Genomic DNA, 18606 nt, shown 5'->3' with positions numbered 1-18606 from the left:
TTTTTCGGCAGGGGAATTTTCACTAGGAGAGCACCATGACTATAGACACAATAGCGGCCGCCTCGGCGAGCCGGATCGAGAAGAGTTACGCCCAGGCAGACACGGCGCCAGCACGTACGGCAACGGCCCGCAGCGCCAGCAATCAAGGCGTACAAGCCACGGAGCAAAACGGCCAGGAACCGAGCCGCGCGCAACTGGACCAGGCCGTATCGGAACTGAACCAGTCATCGCAGATCAAGACACAAGGCCTGGAATTTTCCGTCGACGAAGACAGCCAGCGCACGGTCGTCAAGGTCATTGACCAGGAAACCAAGGAAGTCTTGCGGCAAATTCCCACCAAGGAAGCACTGGCCTTGGCCAAGGCCTTCGACTCGGCCAAGGGTTCGCTGATCAGCCAGAGCGCCTAGCATGGCATTGCCCATCGGCATGATCCAGAAGGGCATAATATTTCGACATGAAAACGGGGTCAGATAGCAGTGCTATCGGCCCCCGTTTTTCCATAAGTACAACGACATTCCTCCCCCGCAATGCGCTTTTCCGCCTGAATTGAAAACAGCGCGGTAAATCCCCCTCTCAAGTCCTGATTGATTCTGCCGATAACAGCTTATATTAGTGTTTTCCTAGGAGCATGCAGTGGCCATCACACCAACCTTATCCTCTCCGGGCATCGGCAATAGCATGCTGGACGTGAATGCCATCATCGAGAAGCTGATGACGGCTGAATCTGCGCCGCTGAATCTCTATGACAAGAAAACGGCCTCCTACCAGGCCAAGCTGAGCGCCCTGGGTACGCTGGGCGGTTCGATCAGCACCTTCCAGAACTCGCTGTCGTCGCTGACCAACTCGAACAACTTTCGCGCCGTCAGCGCCACGCCATCGGATCCGCTGGTGCTATCGGCCACCGCCGGCGCCAAGGCCGTGGCCGGCACCTATAATATCAATGTCTCCCAGCTGGCGCAGGCGCAAACGCTGACGTCGGGCGGCATGGCCAGCAAGCTGTCGACCATCGGCCTGGGTGCCAAGACGACGATTTCTTTCCAGCTGGGCTCGGCCAGTGGCGGCACCTTTGGTGCCAAAGGCGCAACGCTGAGCGGCAGCACCCTGCTGACCGGCGTGAGCAACGGTTCGGTGACCATCAACGGCACGGCCATCCCGACGGACGCCAGCACGAAAAGCGCGCGCGCACTGGCCGACGCCATCAATGCCAAGAGCAGCACCACGGGCGTGACGGCGACAGCCCAGCCAGCGAGCAGTGATGCCGGCATGTTCGGCACCTATGGCAATGTGGCCACCAGCGGCACGGGCAGCGGCTATTCCCTGTCCGTTGGCGGTATTGAAATCGTCTCGCAAGGCGAGAACGTGGCCGCTGGCGCCGGCATCACCGCCGCCAGCCTCGATACCACGCTGGAAGGACCGAATGCCGTCTCGAATGCGCTGGCCGCCGCGAATATCACTGTCACGGGCAAGGCTGCAGATGGCACCTTGCAGTTTACGCGCGCCGACGGCTCCAACATCAATATCGAAGAAGTCGTCACGGGTGGCGTCAGCGGCGGCATCGGCAAGGCCACGGGCGCCACCAATGACGGCTCGAACGTGACGATTGCCAGCGCGATCACCTTAACGTCCGGCAATGCCAGCCCCATCGTCATCGCCGGCAGCAATCCCGCCGCGGCCGGCCTGACGGCGGGTACCGTCGGCAGCTACCTGGGTGCGGGCTTCACCCAGGATGCGACGCAGGCAACGGGGTCAGTCGTCATTGACTCCACTAACAATACCTTGCAAGGCATACGCGACGCCATCAACAATGCCGGCCTGGGCGTGACGGCAAGCATCGTCTCCGATGGCAGCGACAAACCGTTCCATCTGGTGCTCAGCTCAAGCAAGACGGGCGCCAATTCGGCCATGAATATTTCGCTGAGCGGCAGCAATGGCCAGCCGCCCGACAGCGCCCTGAACGACTTGCTGGCCTATGATGTTGGCGGCACGCAAAACCTGAAGCAGAACAGCGCGGCCCAGAACACCATGTTCAGCGTCAACGGCATTCCCATCACCAGCAGCTCGAACAGCGTCGATACGGCCATCGAAGGCGTTACCCTGGGTATTACGAAGGTCGGCAGCAGCAGCCTGTCCGTTGCCAAGGACACCACCACAGTCAAGACCAGCATTAACTCTTTCGTCAAGGCGTATAACGAACTGAACACGGCGATCGGTAAAATGACGGCGTACAATCCCGACACCAAGACGGGCGGCGTGCTGCTGGGCGACTCGACCGTGCAATCGATCCAGAGCCAGCTGCGCCGGCAGTTGGGTGCGCCGATCACTGGATTGAACAGCACTATGAGTACCCTCAGCCAGGTGGGTATTTCTTTCCAGAAAGACGGTAGCCTGGCCCTGGATTCCAGCAAGCTCGACAAAGCCATCAGTGCCAATTTCAGCGATATCGCTGGCCTGTTCTCGGCCATCGGCAAGACCAGCGACAGCAACGTTGCCTTCACCAGCTCGACGGCGGCAACCAAGCCCGGCACGTATGAACTGAGCATCACCACCATGGCCAGCCAGGGTTCGCTCACGTCCACCGGCGTGCTGGGCGCCAGCACGACCATCGCCAGCGATACGACCTGGAACGTGACCCTGAACGATACGGATCCTTCATCCGCCAAGAACACGGCCCAGGTGACGATACCGGCCGGCACCTATACGCCGGCCCAGATGGCGGCGCTAATGCAATCGTCGATCAATGGCGTGAAAGCCTTCTCGGACAACGGCGCCACCGTCTCGGCCTCGATCGATGGCACGGGCAAGCTGGTACTGGCATCGAGCCGCTATGGCTCCGTGTCGAACCTGGCCCTGAGCAACGGCACGGGCACTGGCACGGAAGCCCTGTTTGGCACGGCCAAGCCGGTCAAGGGCGCCGATGTGGCCGGTACACTGGGCGGACAACCGGTCATCGGCTCCGGCCAGACCTTGACGGGCGCGCCCGGTTCGTCGTCGGAAGGCTTGAAAATCGAGGTGACAGGCGGCACGATCGGCCCGCGCGGCACCGTCAGCTTCTCGCAAGGCTATGCCTACCAGCTCAACAACCTGGCCACTTCGTTCCTGGGCACGGACGGCATGATCACCGGCCGCACGAACGGTATCAACGAGACCCTGAAATCGGTGGCGGCGCAGCGCGACAAGTTCAGCGAAAAACTGACCGCCATCGAAGCGCGCTACCGTGCCCAGTTCTCGCGTCTCGACGTGTCGCTGAGTGCCATGCAGACCACGCAAACCTATCTGACCCAGCAGCTGGCCGCCATCGCCGCCAACCGCTAAGCCCATTCATCAGGAGAATCACATGTTTGGAACCCAACAACGCGGCGTCAACGCCTACGCCAAGGTCGGCCTGGAAACGGGCATCGTCTCGGCCTCGCCGCACAAGCTGATCGTGATGCTGTACGACGGCGCCCTGGTGGCCGTGCTCAGCGCGCAGATGCACATGAAGTCGGGCAACGTGCCGGAAAAAGGCAAGGCGATATCGCGCGCCATCCAGATCATCGACAATGGCTTGCGGGCCAGCCTGGACAAGGAAGTGGGCGGCGAGATCGCCGAGAACCTCGACGCCCTGTACGAATACATGGGCGCACGCCTGCTGAGCGCCAACCTGAAGAACGATGTCACCTTGCTGGAAGAAGTGCAGCGCTTGCTGAGCGACCTGCGCGAAACCTGGAACGCCATTGGCTCCACGCCCGCCGCCACGCCCGGCGCCGACCTGAAACGTATGCCCAGCCTTGCGAGCGCCTGATCCATGATGACGAATCAAGAAGTCCTGACCACCTACGAAGCCATGCAGTCCCTCACGGGCCAGATGGTGACCGCCGCCAGCAACGCCGACTGGGACCAGCTGGAAGTGCTGGAGCAGCAAGTGACCGCGCATGTGGCCGCGCTGAAGGCGAATGAAGAAAAAGTCGTGCTGGAAAGCGCGGGGCGCCAGCGCAAGGTGGCCCTGATCAAGCAGATCCTGGAAGACGACCGCAAGATCCGCGACCTGACCATGCCGTGGATGGCGCAATTGTCCAAGCTGATCAACAGCACCGGCACCGAACGGCGCCTGGCCAACGCCTACGGCGTGTAAGCGCGGGCGGGGGCGGCATGCTGCCGAAGATGGACGCCATCGGCATGACGCCCCTGACCCCGGTGAAGGTCGCGCGGCCCGCCGACACGGTTGGCGATCCGCGCCAGGCCGAGTTCCAGCGTTCGCTGCAGGGACTGGTCGGCAAATCCATGCAGGGGCAAGTGCTGGCCCGTATGGGCGACGGCAGCTTCCTCGTGCGCGTGGCCGGCACGCCGGCCCGCATGCAGCTGCCCGCCGGCGCCCAACTGGGGGCGGAAATCCCGCTGACCTTGATCGGCATCAATCCCCGCCCCTCTTTCCAGATCGGCAATCCCCGCGACCAGGCCGCCAATCCCCTGCTGACGTACGCCGACGCCGATGCCGAACCCGACGCGGCCGAGACGCGCGGCCCGCAGGCTGGCGCGGCCCAGGCCGGCACCCGCACCGGCAGCGCCGCCGCCACCCTGCTCAGCCGCGCCCCCCTGACACCGTCCAACCTGCTGCCCGCGCTGGCCGGCGACACGCCCGCGCCCGAGCTGAGCACCACCGCGCGCGCCATCAGCAGCGTACTGGTGCAGGCCGAAAGCGTGCCCGGCGCGCCTGTCACCCTGGTCGGCAAGACGCCGCTGATGGCCACGCCGGGCGCCGATCCCGCGCAAGTGGCGCAAAAGCTGCGCGACACGGTCGGCAGCAGCGGCCTGTTCTATGAGTCGCATGTGGCGGAATGGGCCGAAGGCAAGCGTCCGCTGGCCTCGCTGCTGCTGGAACCGCAGATGCAGAAAGCCCAGCAGGCCGACGCGCAAAAGAGCGGTACCGACCTGGCCTCGGCGCAACTGATCAATATGCAACTGCACACGCACGAGCAGGCCCGCGTGCAGTGGCAGGGCGAAGCCTGGCCCGGACAGAAGATGCAGTGGGATATCAGCCGCGATGCGCCGGAAGGCCAGCAGCAGGAAGGCCGCGGCGACGAGGAAGACGCGACCGCGTGGCGCAGCAGCGTGCGCTTCCAGTTTCCCCTGCTGGGCGACCTGGCCGCGCACGTGGTCTTGCAAGGCGGCAGGGTCGCCATCCAGATGCAGGCCGGCAGCGAAGCCAGTGCCGACACCCTGCGCCAGCATGCGGCGCGGCTGGAGGCGGCGCTCGACGCGGCCGGCTGGCCACTGGCATCGCTGAGCATTGCCGGCAAGCCGGACACGGTCGAAACACCGGCGGCGGGAGACGCCGATGCTTGACGATACCAGGCGCAAGGTGCCGCAGACAGCCGTCGCCCTGGCCTACCAGAGCGGCACGCCGGCACCGAAAGTGGTGGCCAAGGGCAGCGGGCTGATCGCCGACCAGATCATCAGCACGGCGCGCGAACACGGCGTCTTCGTGCATGAGTCAAAGGAATTGGTGGCCCTGCTGATGGATGTCGACCTGGACCGGCAGATTCCACCGGGGCTGTATCGGGCGATTGCGGAACTGCTGGCCTGGTTATATCATATTGAATCTGCGAAGGGCGGGCCGATCCCGCCGCCGCCCGATACCAGCTCACTTTCCACCGATACATAGACAGGCATCAATGCAAGCACATATTATGGATTCCGGCCTTGAAAACTGGCATGACTTTGAAGTGGAATCGCGGCGGGAAATCATCGCCCTGCTGCGCAGCATCAGCGAAAAGAACCAGCTGATCCGCATGCTGATCCATGGCGAATCCGATGTGTGCGTCACCTCGATCCTGGAAGTCGATGCCGAGCGCAATACCGTCATCCTCGACCGTTCCGTGAATGCCGACCAGAACCGGCGCATGGTGGCCGCCACCGGCATCTCGTTTGAAACCTCGCTCGACAAGATCCGCATCCTGTTCGCCAGCGCCCTGGTGGAAGAGTGCAACCATGACGGCACGCCCGCCTTGAAGATCGCCGTGCCGGAAACCCTGATCCGCCTGCAGCGGCGCGAGTATTACCGCATGACCACGCCCGTCAGCAATCCCGTGCGCGTCTCGATTCCCCTGCCGCCCGCGCTGGGCGGCGCCGACACGCCCTTCCCGCTGGCCGACATCAGCTGCGGCGGCATCGCCATCCTGGACAATAAACTGATGCTGGGCGACACCATCGGCAAGGATTACCCGGGCTGCCGCATCGACTTGCCGGACGTCGGCATCGTCACGGCGACCTTGCAAATCCGCAACTCGCTGGACATGACCCTGCTGAACAACAAACTCAATCGCCGCCTGGGCTGCCAGTTCGTCGACCTGCCGCGCAGCATGCTGGCGCACGTGCAGCGCTACATCACGCGGCTGGAGCGTGAGCGCAATGCGCGCATGGCTGGATTGGGGTAAGGCAGAATTGAAGGCCACCAAACGTCACGCCAAAGCGTAGAGAGCGGCGATGATTTGCGGCCGAGACGCGCAGCTGTACTGAAGTACAGCGAGCATCGCAGGCCGCAAAGGTCGCCGCGCAGTAGCTTTGGTGCGACGTTTACACCTGCATGTTCATGATCTCGTGATACGCAGAAACCAGCTTGTTGCGCACCTGCACCGTCGCCTGGAATTCGATGCTCGACTTTTGCATCGATACCATCACATCCGACAGGCTGACCTTTTCGTCGCCCATGGTAAAGCGCTGGCCCATGGCCGACGACGCCTTTTGCGCACTGCTCACGGACTCGAGCGCGCCCTTGAAGGCGTCGGCGAAATTCACCTTGGCCGCCGGGGCTTCGGTCTGGATCGCCGGCACTTTCGCCTCCGGCCGCGTGGCCGCCGACTTCAGTTGCGCGATCATCGCCTCGATCCTGCTGCTATCGATACCGCCTGTTTTCACCTTGCCTCCCCATTTTCGTGTATTCCTGCCTGTTGCTGCCAGAGAACAAAACCCTGGCTTGCAAGGCAACGACGGGTACAATAACTTCCGTCACACGTTGCCAGGGTTCCACAATACCAGCGCCAACGCCAGCCACTCGGCCGAGCAAGCGGCAAAAGCGCCTTCTGTTTGAACGATTGAAGCGCGTGACAGTGGCGGATAATTCTGCATATCGCCCCCTCCTCCAGAGGGAACGGCCCCCACTCACCACCAAATACCAGCGCCCCGGAAGGCAATCATGGCTGTAGCGGAAGAACTCGATGTAACCCAGGCACCACCGGAACCGGCACGCGCCCGCACGCCGGTGGAGTCCATGCAGGACTTCGCCAAGACGCCGATGGGCAAGAACTTCCTGCGCGGCCTGGGCGTGGCGGCACTGATCGGCATCGGCATCGCCCTGTACATGTGGAACCAGCCGCCCGAGTACAAGGTGCTGTTTTCCAACTATACGGACCGCGACGGCGGCGCCATCACGGCATCGCTGGACCAGCTGGGCATCAAGCACAAGTTTTCCGAAGGCGGCGGCGCCATCCTCGTGCCGTCCGAGCAAGTCCACGATGCGCGCCTGAAACTGGCGGCGCAAGGCTTGCCGAAGGGCGGCAACGTGGGTTTCGAGCTGATGGAAAACCAGAAGCTGGGCGTGTCGCAATTCCTGGAACAGGTCAATTTCCAGCGCGCACTCGAAGGCGAGCTGGCCAAATCCATCGAATCGGTCTCCGCCGTCGACACGGCCAGGGTCCACCTGGCCCTGCCAAAGCCGTCCGTCTTCGTGCGCGAACAGCAAAAACCCACGGCTTCCGTGCTGCTGAACCTGCATCCGGGCCGTGGCCTGGACCAGTTGCAAGTGAGCGCCATCGTCCACCTGGTGGCCTCCAGCGTGCCGGAATTGCTGCCAATCAATGTCACCCTGGTCGATCAGGCGGGCAATCTGCTGTCGAACCAGGAAAAGGACAAGGACCGCGCCAACGGCGTCAAGAGCCTGGACCCGAACCAGCTCAAGTATGTGCAGCAGCTGCAGCAAAGCGTGATCAAGCAGGTCGAGTCGATTTTGCTGCCCATCGTCGGCGAAGGCAATGTGCGCGCCGAAGCAACGGCCGACGTGGATTTCTCGCAGAGCGAGCAGGCGGCCGAAACCTACAAGCCGAACTCGCCACCGGAAGCGTCGACCATCCGCAGCCAGCAGACCAGCGAATCGACGGGCGCCGGCAATGCCAACCCGTCCGGCGTGCCGGGCGCGCTGTCGAACCAGCCGCCAGGCGTGGCCACGGCGCCGCTGACGGCGGAAGCGCCGGGCGCCCCGGCCGGCGCGCCAACGCTGCCTTCGCAAAAGGAATCGACGACGAATTATGAAGTCGACAAGACCGTGCGCTATGAACAGAAGTCCATGGGCGGCCTGCGCCGCCTGTCGGTCGCCGTCGTCGTCAACTACCGCCGTACTTTCGACAAGGATGGCAAGGTCACGGTCAAGCCGATTTCCCCTGCCGAAATGGTCCAGATCAATAATCTGGTCAAGGAAGCCATGGGCTACAACAAGGAGCGCGGCGACAGCTTCAGCGTGGCCAACTCGCCATTCGACGGCATCGACCGCGCGCCGGAAGGCAAGCTGGAGTGGTGGCGCGATCCGGCCAACTTGCCGCTGGCCAAGGAACTGGCGAAATTCCTCATCACCGCCCTGATCCTGCTGTATATCTTCATCAAGATCGTGCGCCCGATGCTGCGCCCCGTGATGCGCAAGATCGACGATTTCGGCGCCCCGCCGCCCGTCATCGAGCCGGAACTGACGAAAGACGGCGAAGACAACGAGGTCCTGCTCAGCGAAGCGGAGCTGGAAGAACTGGAAGAAGACACTGCGCGCGGTTATCGCGAAAACCTGGCGATGGCCCGGAAACTGGCGCAGGAAGACCCACGCGTCGTGGCCAACGTGATCAAAGCATGGATAGGCAATAATGACTGAGACAACGGGACTGCAAAAAGCGTCCATCCTGATGCTGGCCCTGGGCGAGAGCGAAGCGGCCGAGGTAATGAAATTCCTGGGCCCGCGCGAAGTGCTGAAGCTGGGCGCCGCCATGGCCACCATGAAAGGCATCGCGCACGACCAGGTGGTCGAGGTGCTCGACGACTTCCGCGCGCAGACGGAACTCAATTCCACCGTCGGCCTCGATTCGGACGAATACATCCGCCAGGTGCTGACCAAGGCGCTGGGCGACGACAAGGCCTCCGTGCTGCTGTCGCGCATCCTGGGCGGCAAGGACGCGTCCGGCATCGAATCGCTGAAGTGGATGGATTCGCAATCCGTGTCCGAGCTGATCCGCAACGAGCACCCGCAGATCATCGCCACCATCCTGGTCCACCTGGAACGCGACCAGGCCTGCGAAATCCTCGGCCATTTCACGGACCGTCTGCGCAACGACGTGGTGCTGCGCATCGCCACCCTGGACGGCGTGCAGCCGGCTGCCTTGCGCGAACTCAATGACGTGCTGACGAAACTGCTGTCCGGTAACGAAAACATCAAGAAATCGTCGCTGGGCGGCGTGCGCGCGGCAGCCGAGATCCTGAACTTCATGAGCGGCGAGCAGGAAGGCTCGGTCATGGACAATATCAAGAACTACGACAACGACATGGCGCAAAAGATCATGGACGAAATGTTCGTGTTCGACAACGTGATCGATATCGACGACCGCGGCATTCAATTGCTGCTGCGCGAAGTGCAGTCGGAAATGCTGATCATCGCGCTGAAAGGCGCTTCGCAGGAGCTGCGCGACAAGATCTTCAAGAATATGTCGCAGCGCGCCGGCGAGATGATGCGCGAAGACCTGGAATCGAAAGGCCCCGTGCGCCTGTCGGAAGTGGAATCGCAGCAGAAACAGATCCTGCAGATCGTGCGCCGCCTGGCGGACGAAGGGCAGATTGTCTTAGGCGGAAAAGGCGAGGATTCGTTTGTCTAATTTGATTCCCAAGGAACAGCAAACCGCTTACCAGCGCTGGGAAATGACCTCGTTTGGCGACGAGCGGCCCAGCGTGGTGGCGGCGCGCAAGCTGCTCGAACCGGATCCGGAACCGGAGCTCGACCAGGAAAATGATCCATACGGCGAGCTGCACGAGCAAGAGCTGGCCCCGCCGCTGGAATACCCGACACAGGAAGAGCTCGACGCCATCCGCGAGGAAGCGCGCGCCACCGCCTTCGACGAAGGCCGCGCCGCCGGCTATGCGGAAGGCCACGCGGCCGGGCACGCCGATGGCCATGCGGAGTCATATGCGCAAGGCAAGGCGGCGTCCGCCGTGGAGCTGGCGCATTTGCAAACCATCGCCGTCGAATTCGGCGGCGCCGTGCAGCATGCCGACGAACTGATCGCCAATGACGTCATGGAACTGGCGCTGCAGCTGGCCAAGGGCATGCTCAAGACGGCCCTGCCCGTGCGCCCGGAACTGATGCTGCCGATGGTGCGCGAAGCCATCGAATACTTGCCCGTGCTACAACAGCCGGCCTTGCTGATGCTCAACCCCGAAGACGCGCAAGTGGTGCGCGACGGCATCGGCGACGAGCTCGACAAAGGCGGCTGGCGGGTCATCGAAGACCCCAGCGTGGAACGCGGCGGCTGCAAGATCGACACGGCCAGCAACCAGATCGACGCCCAGGCGTCCACCCGCTGGCAGCGCCTGACGCATGCGCTGGGCAAAGACCTGGACTGGCTGGCGCCGTGAGCGAGCCCTTCAAAGGCCCGAACGCCCATGCGGCGCGCTGGCGCGCCTACCTGAGCGATTGCTCGGCCGTAGTGGGCTTCGTGGAACCGATGCAAATTTCAGGCCGGGTCACGCGCGTGGCCGGCCTGGTGATGGAAGCGGTGGGCCTGCGCCTGGCCGTGGGGGCCGCCTGCACCGTGCCGCTGCCGAATGGCGGCCGGGTTGAGGCGGAAGTCGTGGGTTTTGAAGGCGACCGCCTGTTCCTGATGCCGCAAAGCGACGTCGAGGGCATCGTGCCCGGCACGCGCGTGTTTTCCGTCGAACCGGCCATTCCCCGTCCCGGCAGCGTGGCGCACCCGCGCCGCCGCCCCAGCGACCGCGCGCGCCACCTGCCCGTGGGGCCGCAACTGCTGGGTCGCGTCCTGGATGGCGCGGGCCGCCCGCTCGACCAGCTGGGGCCGCTGCACACCACCGACAGCGCGCCCATCAACGTGCGCCCCGCCAATCCGCTGGGCCGCGCGCCCATCGTCGACACGCTCGACGTGGGCGTGCGCTCGATCAATGCCATGCTGACCGTGGGCCGTGGCCAGCGCATGGGCCTGTTCGCCGGTTCCGGCGTGGGCAAGAGCGTGCTGCTGGGCATGATGGCCCGCTACACGGAAGCGGACGTGATCGTCGTCGGCCTGATCGGCGAACGGGGCCGCGAGGTGAAGGAATTCATCGAGCAGATCCTGGGCGCCGAAGGCCTGGCCCGTTCCGTCGTCGTCGCCGCGCCGGCCGACACGCCGCCGCTGATGCGCCTGCAAGGGGCCGCGTATGCGACGGCGATCGCCGAACATTTCCGCGACCAGGGGCAAAACGTGCTGCTGATCATGGATTCGCTGACCCGCTACGCCATGGCGCAGCGCGAAATCGCCCTGGCCATCGGCGAGCCGCCCGCCACCAAGGGCTACCCGCCGTCCGTCTTCGCCAAGCTGCCCGTGCTGGTGGAGCGGGCCGGCAATGGCGAGGAAGGCGGCGGCTCGATCACGGCCTTCTATACCGTGCTGACGGAAGGCGACGACCAGCAGGACCCGATCGCCGACTCGGCGCGCGCGATTCTCGACGGCCATATCGTGCTGAACCGGCGCCTGGCCGAAGCGGGCCACTATCCCGCCATCGACATCGAACAATCGATTTCGCGCGCCGCCCACTCCATCACCTCGCACGAACACCAGCAAAAAGCGCGCAAGCTGAAACAGCTGTATTCGCGCTACGAACGCAGCCGCGACCTGATCAGCGTGGGCGCCTACAGCGCCGGCACCGATCCCGTGCTGGACCAGGCCATCGCCCTGCATGAAAAAATCGAAGCCTTCCTGCAACAGCAAATCACGGAGCGGGTCAGCATGGACGAGAGCTTGGGGCAACTTACCGCTCTATTCGACTGATTAGGGCTTGTGCACGGGGAATATAATCAGCCATGGCCTCTCCTTCCCAACTAGCTACCCTGATCGACCTCGCCCAGCGCGAAACGGATGACTGCGCCAAGCGCCTGGGCGCGGCCCTGAAGGCGCTCGACGATTGCCGCCAGAAACTCGACATGCTGTCCGGCTACCGCGACGACTACGCCAAGCGCTTTGAAACGACCATGAGCAGCGGCATCACGCCCATGGCCTACCGTAATTTCCAGGCCTTTATGCTCAAGCTCGACAGCGCCATCCTGGGCCAGCAGCAAGTGGTCAACCATGCGCAGGCGCGCAGCGAGCATGAAAAACAGCGATGGCAGGATGCCGAGCGCAAGCGCATGTCCTACACCACCCTGAACAACCGGGCGCAGGAACAGGCGCTGAAGCTGGAAAACAAGCGCGACCAGAAGGCAATGGATGAGCACGCGGCGCGTCAAGCCTATTACAAACGCTAAGCAACACCGAGAGTCATTGAGAGCACCATGCAAACCCAGCCTACCCCGATTTCCCAGATTGCATCCCCAAACGCCACGCCCGGCGCCAGCAACCGCGCCCAGCCGTCCAGCGGCGGCGATGGCGATTTCCAGCGCACCCTGAATCGCCAGATGGAGCAGCGCCAGGCCAGCCGCAACTTGGCGCAGGCACAAGCCCAGCCGCAGGCGGCGCGTCCGGCCCAGGCTGCTGCCCCCGCCCCCGCCACGCCGGCACAGCCAGCCAAGGCGCCGGCCAGCGATGCCAATCCCGCCGAGCCAGCCACGCCGCAGGACAAGCCGGCCACGGCCGCCAGCGATGCGGCCGCACCGGCAGCCCCTGTCAGCACGGACAGCGCGCCAGCCGACGCCACGGCAGCGGCCGCCGCGCAGGCGGCAGCGCCGCCAGCCGATCCGGCCGCAGAGATGCTGGCCCTGGTCGGCAGCATCCAGCTGGCCATGCAGACACCGGCCACGCCAGCCAGGCAAGCGGCGGACCTGGCGCCACGCGCTGGCGCCGTCAAGGCCGAAGGAAAAAATCTGGCGGCAACGCAATTGCTCGCGGGCCAGGGCAGCGGCAAGGCAGCCGCCACCGTGGCGGCGCAAGCGGATAGCGGCGACTTTGCCGACAGCCTGGGCCAGGCGCAGGGCAAGACTGCCGCCGCGCCAGGCGCTGCGCTGCCGGCCGGCAAGGCCGAAGCGGGCAAGCTGGTCATCGACGCCCAGCTGGCGGCAACGGCCAAGGCCGGCGCCGCCGTGGCCGAACCATTGATCAAGGAAACACCTGCCGACCTGACCCGCCTTGCAGCCCAGTTGCAGCCGGGCGCGCTGCAGCAGGCGGCGGCCGCCGTTGCCGTGCCGGCTGACAAGCTGGCAGGCCGCGTCGGCACGCCAGCCTGGGATCAGCAGCTGGGCCAGAAAGTCGTGTGGATGGCGGCAGGCGGCGACCAGAGCGCCACCCTGACCCTGAATCCGCCCGACCTCGGCCCCTTGCAGGTCGTGTTGACAGTCACCAACGACCAGGCGGACGCCGCCTTCATGTCGGCCCAGCCGGAAGTACGCCAGGCGCTGGAAGCGGCCATGCCGCGCCTGCGTGAAATGATGAGCGAAGCGGGCATCGCCTTCGGCAGCGCCACTGTCTCGGCCGGTACGCAGGAACAGCAGGACCAGGGTAGCCGGGAAGCCTCGGGCGGACGCCGCGGCGGCGGCCAGGGCGGCAGCACCACGGGCGGCGAGATCGCCATCGCGCCGTCCACCGGCACACGCGGCCGCGCCAGCCTGGGTGCCGTGGATACCTTTGCCTGACGTCAATTCGTCGTGCACAGGCCACAGCACTGCCGCGCAGGGTAACTTTTCGTAAGGAAACATCGAGTTGAGGGCGCTTCGTCCCTCTTTTCGCTGCATCCTTCTGCGCAGAATTTCCCGATAATGACATAATGGCGTCGTGATCCACTTCCATGCACTCGAGTACCATTGAAAGCAAATCCAAAAATGAAAGCAGATCCGAAAGCAGACGCAGCCCTGGCACCTGCCGGCGCGTCAAAAAAGAAGCTTCTGATCATAGTGCTGGCCGCGGTGCTGGTCGCCGGCGGCCTGGGTGGCGGTGCGGCCTGGTATTTCCTGCATGGCAAGGCCGACAAGGAAGAAAGCGCGCCAAGCAAGAAGAAACATGCGGCCTCCAAGGCCGGCCCGCCTGTCTTCGTGCCGATCGACGCCTTCACCGTCAACCTGCAGCCGGAAAATGGCGAGCAGTACTTGCAGATCGCCTTCACCTTGCAGGCCAGCAGCCCGGAAGAGATGGATTTGATCAAGCTGAACATGCCGAAGGTGCGCAGCCGCCTGTTGCTGCTGCTGTCGGGCAAGAAGGCTTCGGAACTCAACACCGTGGAAGGCAAGCAGCAGTTGGCGGCGGAAATCATTGGCCAGGTGAACCAGCCATTCGAGAACAAGGGGCCGGAGCAGGACGTGACGGACGTATTATTTACCGCATTCATCATTCAATAAGCAGCCATGGCCGATAATTTCCTCTCCCAGGAAGAAGTCGATGCCCTTCTGAAGGGCGTCAACGGAGACCAGGACGACGCGCAGGCGCCGGAAGACGTCACGGGAGTTCGTACCTACAACCTGGCAACCCAGGAGCGCATCGTGCGCGGCCGGATGCCGACGTTGGAAATTATCAACGAGCGTTTCGCCCGTCTGCTGCGCGTGGGCCTGTTCAACTTCCTGCGCCGCAGCGCGGAAGTGTCGGTCGGTTCCGTGCGCGTGTCGAAATACAGCGAATTCATCCGCAATCTGGTGGTGCCGACCAATTTGAACCTGGTGCACATGAAGCCGCTGCGCGGCACGGCCCTGATGGTCTTCGATCCGGGCCTGGTGTTCCTGCTGGTCGACAATTTATTTGGCGGCGACGGGCGCTTCCATACGCGCGTCGAAGGGCGCGACTTTACGCAGACGGAGCAGCGCATCATCTTGCGCATCCTCGATATCGTCTTTGAAGCGTATACCAAGTCGTGGGAACCGGTCTTCCCCGTCGAGTTTGAATATATCCGTTCAGAAATGAACACGCAGTTCGCCAACATCGCCACGCCCAACGAGGTGGTGGTGGCGTCCACGTTTACGGTGGAACTGGGCTCCGTTTCCGGACAAATCCACTTCTGCATGCCGTATTCGATGATCGAGCCGATCCGCGATTCGCTGACCTCGAGCCTGCAGGGCGAGGCGCTGGAAGTGGACAAGCGCTGGATCCGCCTGATGACGCAGCAGATCCAGATCGCCGAGGTGGAACTGGTCGCTTCGCTGGGCACGGCGCGCGTCTCGTTCGACGAAATCCTGAACATGAAGGTGGGCGACATCATCCCGCTGAACATCCCGGAACTGATCGCCGCCACCGTCGACGGCGTGCCCGTGATGGATTGCACGTATGGCGTATTGAACGGACAATATGCGCTGAAGGTTGAAAAGTTGCTGGCAAACGCCGATAACATGAACAATCATTAAAAAATACCCGGGCCGTGCCGCGGCCTGCATCTGTACAACAGGAGAAACACATGTCTGACAACCAAGACGACCAAAGCGCGGAAGACGATTGGGGCGCGGCCATTGCCGAGCAGGCCAAGGCGGAAGCCGAAGCGCTGCAGAACCAGGCAGCCAATACGGCCAGCGCGGCCAGCGCCGCCGTGTTCAAGGACTTTTCCAAGCAGGCGTCGAAGTCGGAAACGCACAACGATATCGATTTCATCCTCGATATCCCCGTGCAGCTGACGGTCGAACTGGGCCGCACCAAGATCGCCATCAAGAACCTGCTGCAGCTGGCGCAGGGTTCCGTGGTCGAGCTCGACGGCCTGGCCGGCGAACCGATGGACGTGCTGGTCAATGGCTGCCTGATCGCCCAGGGCGAAGTGGTGGTGGTGAACGACAAGTTCGGTATCCGCCTGACCGACATCATCACGCCATCCGAACGTATCCGAAAATTGAATAAATGAAGCCTGGCCTGTTGATTTCCACCGTGCTGCCGCTGGCGGCCGCCTGCTGCATCGCCCACGCCGCTCCTGCCGCCACGCCTGCGCCGGCCGCATCCACGCCTGCGCCGGCCGCCGTGGCCAGCCCGGCGGCCAGCGCGGCCGTCGCCAGCGCGCCTGCCGGCACGACCAGCGAGCCAGCCGCAGCGGCCCCTGCCACGGCAGCCGAAGCTGCCCCGGCTCCCGCCCCCACTGCTGCGCCCGCCGCCGCCCTGCCTGCCGTGCCACCCGGCGCGCCGATGACAATGGCGCCGACGGCGTCCGCAGGCAGCCTGATGCAAACCATCCTGGCGCTGGTCTTCGTGCTGGCCTTGCTGATCGGCCTGGCATGGTTCATGAAACGCTACGGTCCCAAGGTCATGGGCGGCAACGCCAAGATGCGCGTCGTCAGTTCGCTCAACCTGGGCGGCCGCGAACGCGTCGTGCTGATCGAAGTGGCCGACCAGTGGATCGTCGTCGGCGCCTCGCCCGGCCGCATCAATGCACTGGCCACCCTGCCGCGCCAGGAAGGCGACTTGCCTGCGCCGGCCACGGCGCAGAACGGCCCCGCAGCCGCCAACTTTTCCGAGTGGCTGAAACAGACCATCGAAAAACGCAATGGGAAATAAGCAGGCAATGACGCAGCGCAAGATGGTATTGAGCAACATCAAGACACCCTTGACGTGCCTGCTGGCCGTGGCCGCCCTGGCCTTGCCGCTGTGGGCGCTGGCCCAGCCGGGCATCCCGGCGTTTACCAGCACACCGGCGCCAGGCGGCGGGCAGAATTATTCGCTGCCGGTGCAGACGCTCATCCTGATGACGTCGCTCACCTTTTTGCCGGCGGCCCTCTTGATGATGACCTGCTTTACGCGCATCATCATCGTGCTGTCGCTGCTGCGCCAGGCCATCGGCACGCAGTCGGCGCCGCCGAACCAGGTGCTGGTGGGGCTGGCCCTGTTCCTGACCCTGTTCGTCATGGGTCCCGTGTTCGACAAGATCTACACGGATGCCTACCAGCCGTACCAGGAAAACAAGATCACCATGCAGCAGGCGATGGACAAGGGCGTGGAACCGCTGAAGACCTTCATGCTGAAACAAACGCGCCAGGCCGACCTGGCCCTGTTCGCCAAGATGTCGCGCTCGCCCGCCCTGCAGGGGCCGGAAGACGTGCCGCTGCGCATCCTCGTGCCGGCCTTCGTCACGAGCGAACTGAAGACGGCGTTCCAGATCGGCTTTGCCATTTTCATCCCCTTCCTCATCATCGACATGGTGGTGGCCAGCGTGCTGATGTCCATGGGTATGATGATGATGTCGCCGGCAACGATTTCGCTGCCGTTCAAGCTGATGCTGTTCGTGCTGGTCGATGGCTGGCAGTTGCTGCTGGGCTCGCTGTCCCAGAGTTTCTACTAGAAAAGGATAGCGATGACACCCGAAAGCGTCATGACCCTGGGCCGCCATGCCATGGAAGTCACCCTGATGGTGGCCGCGCCCATGCTGCTGATCGCCCTGATCATCGGTCTGATCGTCAGTATTTTCCAGGCAGCCACGCAGATCAATGAAGCGACCCTATCATTCATCCCCAAGCTGGTGGGCATTTTCGTCGCCATCGTCGTGGCCGGCCCGTGGATGCTGTCCGTCATGCTTGACTACATGCGCCAGGTCTTCACGGGCATCCCCAACCTGGTCGGCTAGCCATGCGGCAAGGGCGTAGGCCATGCTGACCCTGTCGAGCATTGAACTCAATACCTGGATCGCAGCACTGCTGTGGCCGCTTAGCCGCATCCTCGGCCTGATCGCGGCCGCGCCCCTGTTCGGCAACGCGGCCGTGCCCGCCACCGTCAAGGTGACCCTGGGCGCGCTGCTGGCCATGATCATCGCCCCCACCGTGCCGGCCTTGCCGGCCGTCAATCCGATGTCCCTGCCCGGCCTGCTGATCCTCACGCAGGAAATGCTGGTGGGACTGGCCATGGGCTTTTCCATCCGCATCGTCTTTGCCGCCATTGAAATGGTCGGCGAGATCAGCAGCCTGACCATGGGCCTGGGCTTCGCCTCGTTCTTCGATCCGCAGAGCAAGGGCAGGTCGTCGGCCATCAGCCAGTTCCTCGTCATGCTGGCCACCCTGATGTTCCTGACCGTCAACGGCCACCTGGTCTTGCTGGCGGCGCTGGCGGAAAGCTTTGTCAGCCTGCCCATTTCGGCCAGTCCCATCAGTGGTGGCGGCTTCCAGCAGCTGGCCGCCTGGGGCGCGGAAATCTTCCGTTCGGGCGTGCAGATTTCGCTGCCCATCGTGGCCGCCCTGCTGCTGACCAACGTGGCGCTGGGCATTCTGACGCGGGCCGCGCCGCAGCTGAACATTTTCGGTATCGGCTTCCCCGTCACCCTGGGCGTGGGCCTGCTGGTGCTGGGCATGGTACTGCCCTACCTGTCGACGCCGTTCCAGAACCTGTTCCTGCGCGGCATCGAGACGGCGCGCCTGCTGCCGCGCGGCTTTGCCACGCGCGACCGGCCGCCGCCGCCCGTGCCGCCGAATCCCCTGCGTCCCGCAGCGCCGGCGCCCCTGCCGCCGGCGCGCTGAGCGTT

The 18606-nt window shown here is 63.8% G+C and carries 21 protein-coding genes; 20 read left to right on the top strand and 1 reads right to left on the bottom strand.

Going from position 1 to position 18606, the window contains the following annotated elements; genetic code table 11:
• Window positions 1-35: 35 nt before the first annotated feature.
• From ACQ4WR_RS16380 to ACQ4WR_RS16350, 7 genes are all read left to right on the top strand, one after another.
• Window positions 36-407, top strand: a complete 372-nt coding sequence (locus ACQ4WR_RS16380) for a flagellar protein FlaG (RefSeq protein WP_102298852.1) — start codon at window positions 36-38, stop codon at window positions 405-407.
• Between the two features lie 226 nt (window positions 408-633).
• Window positions 634-3312 (top strand): flagellar filament capping protein FliD, encoded by a 2679-nt coding sequence (gene fliD, locus ACQ4WR_RS16375; RefSeq protein WP_436488478.1) that lies wholly within the window; start codon window positions 634-636, stop codon window positions 3310-3312.
• 22 nt (window positions 3313-3334) lie between these two features.
• Window positions 3335-3781, top strand: a complete 447-nt coding sequence (gene fliS, locus ACQ4WR_RS16370; protein WP_102298855.1) for a flagellar export chaperone FliS — start codon at window positions 3335-3337, stop codon at window positions 3779-3781.
• A 3-nt stretch (window positions 3782-3784) separates the two neighbouring features.
• Window positions 3785-4111: a flagellar protein FliT gene (locus ACQ4WR_RS16365; protein ID WP_102298857.1), complete on the top strand. Its 327-nt coding sequence runs from the start codon at window positions 3785-3787 to the stop codon at window positions 4109-4111.
• A gap of 17 nt (window positions 4112-4128) precedes the next feature.
• Window positions 4129-5322: a flagellar hook-length control protein FliK gene (gene fliK, locus ACQ4WR_RS16360; protein WP_436488475.1), complete on the top strand. Its 1194-nt coding sequence runs from the start codon at window positions 4129-4131 to the stop codon at window positions 5320-5322.
• Window positions 5315-5641, top strand: a complete 327-nt coding sequence (locus tag ACQ4WR_RS16355) for an EscU/YscU/HrcU family type III secretion system export apparatus switch protein (RefSeq protein WP_102298861.1) — start codon at window positions 5315-5317, stop codon at window positions 5639-5641. Before fliK ends, ACQ4WR_RS16355 begins: the two co-directional genes overlap by 8 nt.
• 25 nt (window positions 5642-5666) lie before the next feature.
• A complete protein-coding gene (locus tag ACQ4WR_RS16350) occupies window positions 5667-6413 on the top strand; it encodes a flagellar brake protein (RefSeq protein ID WP_436488473.1) in 747 nt (248 codons plus the stop codon).
• 139 nt (window positions 6414-6552) lie between these two features.
• Here ACQ4WR_RS16350 and fliE read toward each other — a convergent pair whose 3' ends face one another.
• Window positions 6553-6894 (bottom strand): flagellar hook-basal body complex protein FliE, encoded by a 342-nt coding sequence (fliE, locus tag ACQ4WR_RS16345; protein ID WP_102298865.1) that lies wholly within the window; start codon window positions 6892-6894, stop codon window positions 6553-6555.
• 277 nt (window positions 6895-7171) lie between these two features.
• Between fliE and fliF the strand changes: the two genes are divergently transcribed.
• The 13 genes from fliF to fliR all read left to right on the top strand — a co-directional run bounded on the left by fliF (window position 7172) and on the right by fliR (window position 18601).
• On the top strand, window positions 7172-8887 hold the full coding sequence (gene fliF / locus ACQ4WR_RS16340) for a flagellar basal-body MS-ring/collar protein FliF (protein ID WP_102298866.1): 1716 nt from the start codon (window positions 7172-7174) through the stop codon (window positions 8885-8887).
• The gene (gene fliG, locus ACQ4WR_RS16335) at window positions 8880-9878 is read left to right on the top strand and encodes a flagellar motor switch protein FliG (protein WP_077407811.1); all 999 of its coding nucleotides are present in this window, start codon (window positions 8880-8882) and stop codon (window positions 9876-9878) included. The genes fliF and fliG overlap by 8 nt, the downstream gene beginning before the upstream one ends.
• Window positions 9879-9921: 43 nt before the next feature.
• Window positions 9922-10635 (top strand): flagellar assembly protein FliH, encoded by a 714-nt coding sequence (locus ACQ4WR_RS16330; protein WP_436488763.1) that lies wholly within the window; start codon window positions 9922-9924, stop codon window positions 10633-10635.
• Between the two features lie 89 nt (window positions 10636-10724).
• Entirely contained in the window at window positions 10725-12041 is a 1317-nt protein-coding gene (fliI, locus tag ACQ4WR_RS16325; protein WP_254785886.1) for a flagellar protein export ATPase FliI, read from the top strand.
• A gap of 32 nt (window positions 12042-12073) precedes the next feature.
• Complete coding sequence (gene fliJ / locus ACQ4WR_RS16320) at window positions 12074-12514, top strand: flagellar export protein FliJ (RefSeq protein WP_102299432.1); 441 nt, start codon at window positions 12074-12076, stop codon at window positions 12512-12514.
• 27 nt (window positions 12515-12541) lie between these two features.
• Entirely contained in the window at window positions 12542-13834 is a 1293-nt protein-coding gene (locus ACQ4WR_RS16315) for a flagellar hook-length control protein FliK (protein WP_436488470.1), read from the top strand.
• A gap of 186 nt (window positions 13835-14020) precedes the next feature.
• Window positions 14021-14533: a flagellar basal body-associated protein FliL gene (fliL, locus tag ACQ4WR_RS16310; protein ID WP_102299116.1), complete on the top strand. Its 513-nt coding sequence runs from the start codon at window positions 14021-14023 to the stop codon at window positions 14531-14533.
• Between the two features lie 6 nt (window positions 14534-14539).
• Window positions 14540-15526, top strand: a complete 987-nt coding sequence (gene fliM, locus ACQ4WR_RS16305) for a flagellar motor switch protein FliM (RefSeq protein WP_034754035.1) — start codon at window positions 14540-14542, stop codon at window positions 15524-15526.
• Between the two features lie 50 nt (window positions 15527-15576).
• On the top strand, window positions 15577-16011 hold the full coding sequence (fliN, locus tag ACQ4WR_RS16300) for a flagellar motor switch protein FliN (RefSeq protein ID WP_034754038.1): 435 nt from the start codon (window positions 15577-15579) through the stop codon (window positions 16009-16011).
• On the top strand, window positions 16008-16655 hold the full coding sequence (gene fliO / locus ACQ4WR_RS16295) for a flagellar biosynthetic protein FliO (RefSeq protein ID WP_436488468.1): 648 nt from the start codon (window positions 16008-16010) through the stop codon (window positions 16653-16655). Before fliN ends, fliO begins: the two co-directional genes overlap by 4 nt.
• A gap of 22 nt (window positions 16656-16677) precedes the next feature.
• On the top strand, window positions 16678-17436 hold the full coding sequence (gene fliP, locus ACQ4WR_RS16290; RefSeq protein ID WP_436488760.1) for a flagellar type III secretion system pore protein FliP: 759 nt from the start codon (window positions 16678-16680) through the stop codon (window positions 17434-17436).
• Between the two features lie 12 nt (window positions 17437-17448).
• Window positions 17449-17718, top strand: a complete 270-nt coding sequence (gene fliQ, locus ACQ4WR_RS16285) for a flagellar biosynthesis protein FliQ (RefSeq protein WP_102299227.1) — start codon at window positions 17449-17451, stop codon at window positions 17716-17718.
• A gap of 22 nt (window positions 17719-17740) precedes the next feature.
• Window positions 17741-18601 carry a flagellar biosynthetic protein FliR gene (gene fliR / locus ACQ4WR_RS16280; protein WP_436488466.1) on the top strand — a complete coding sequence of 287 codons (861 nt, stop codon included), beginning with the start codon at window positions 17741-17743 and terminating at the stop codon, window positions 18599-18601.
• The last annotated feature ends 5 nt before the right edge of the window (window positions 18602-18606 follow it).

Origin of the sequence: Janthinobacterium amylolyticum (assembly GCF_051380655.1) — a bacterium.
In the GTDB taxonomy this organism is placed as follows: domain Bacteria; phylum Pseudomonadota; class Gammaproteobacteria; order Burkholderiales; family Burkholderiaceae_D; genus Janthinobacterium.
The sequence above is the reverse complement of the archived record's forward strand: the minus strand, read 5'-3'. Positions and strand labels throughout refer to the sequence as shown.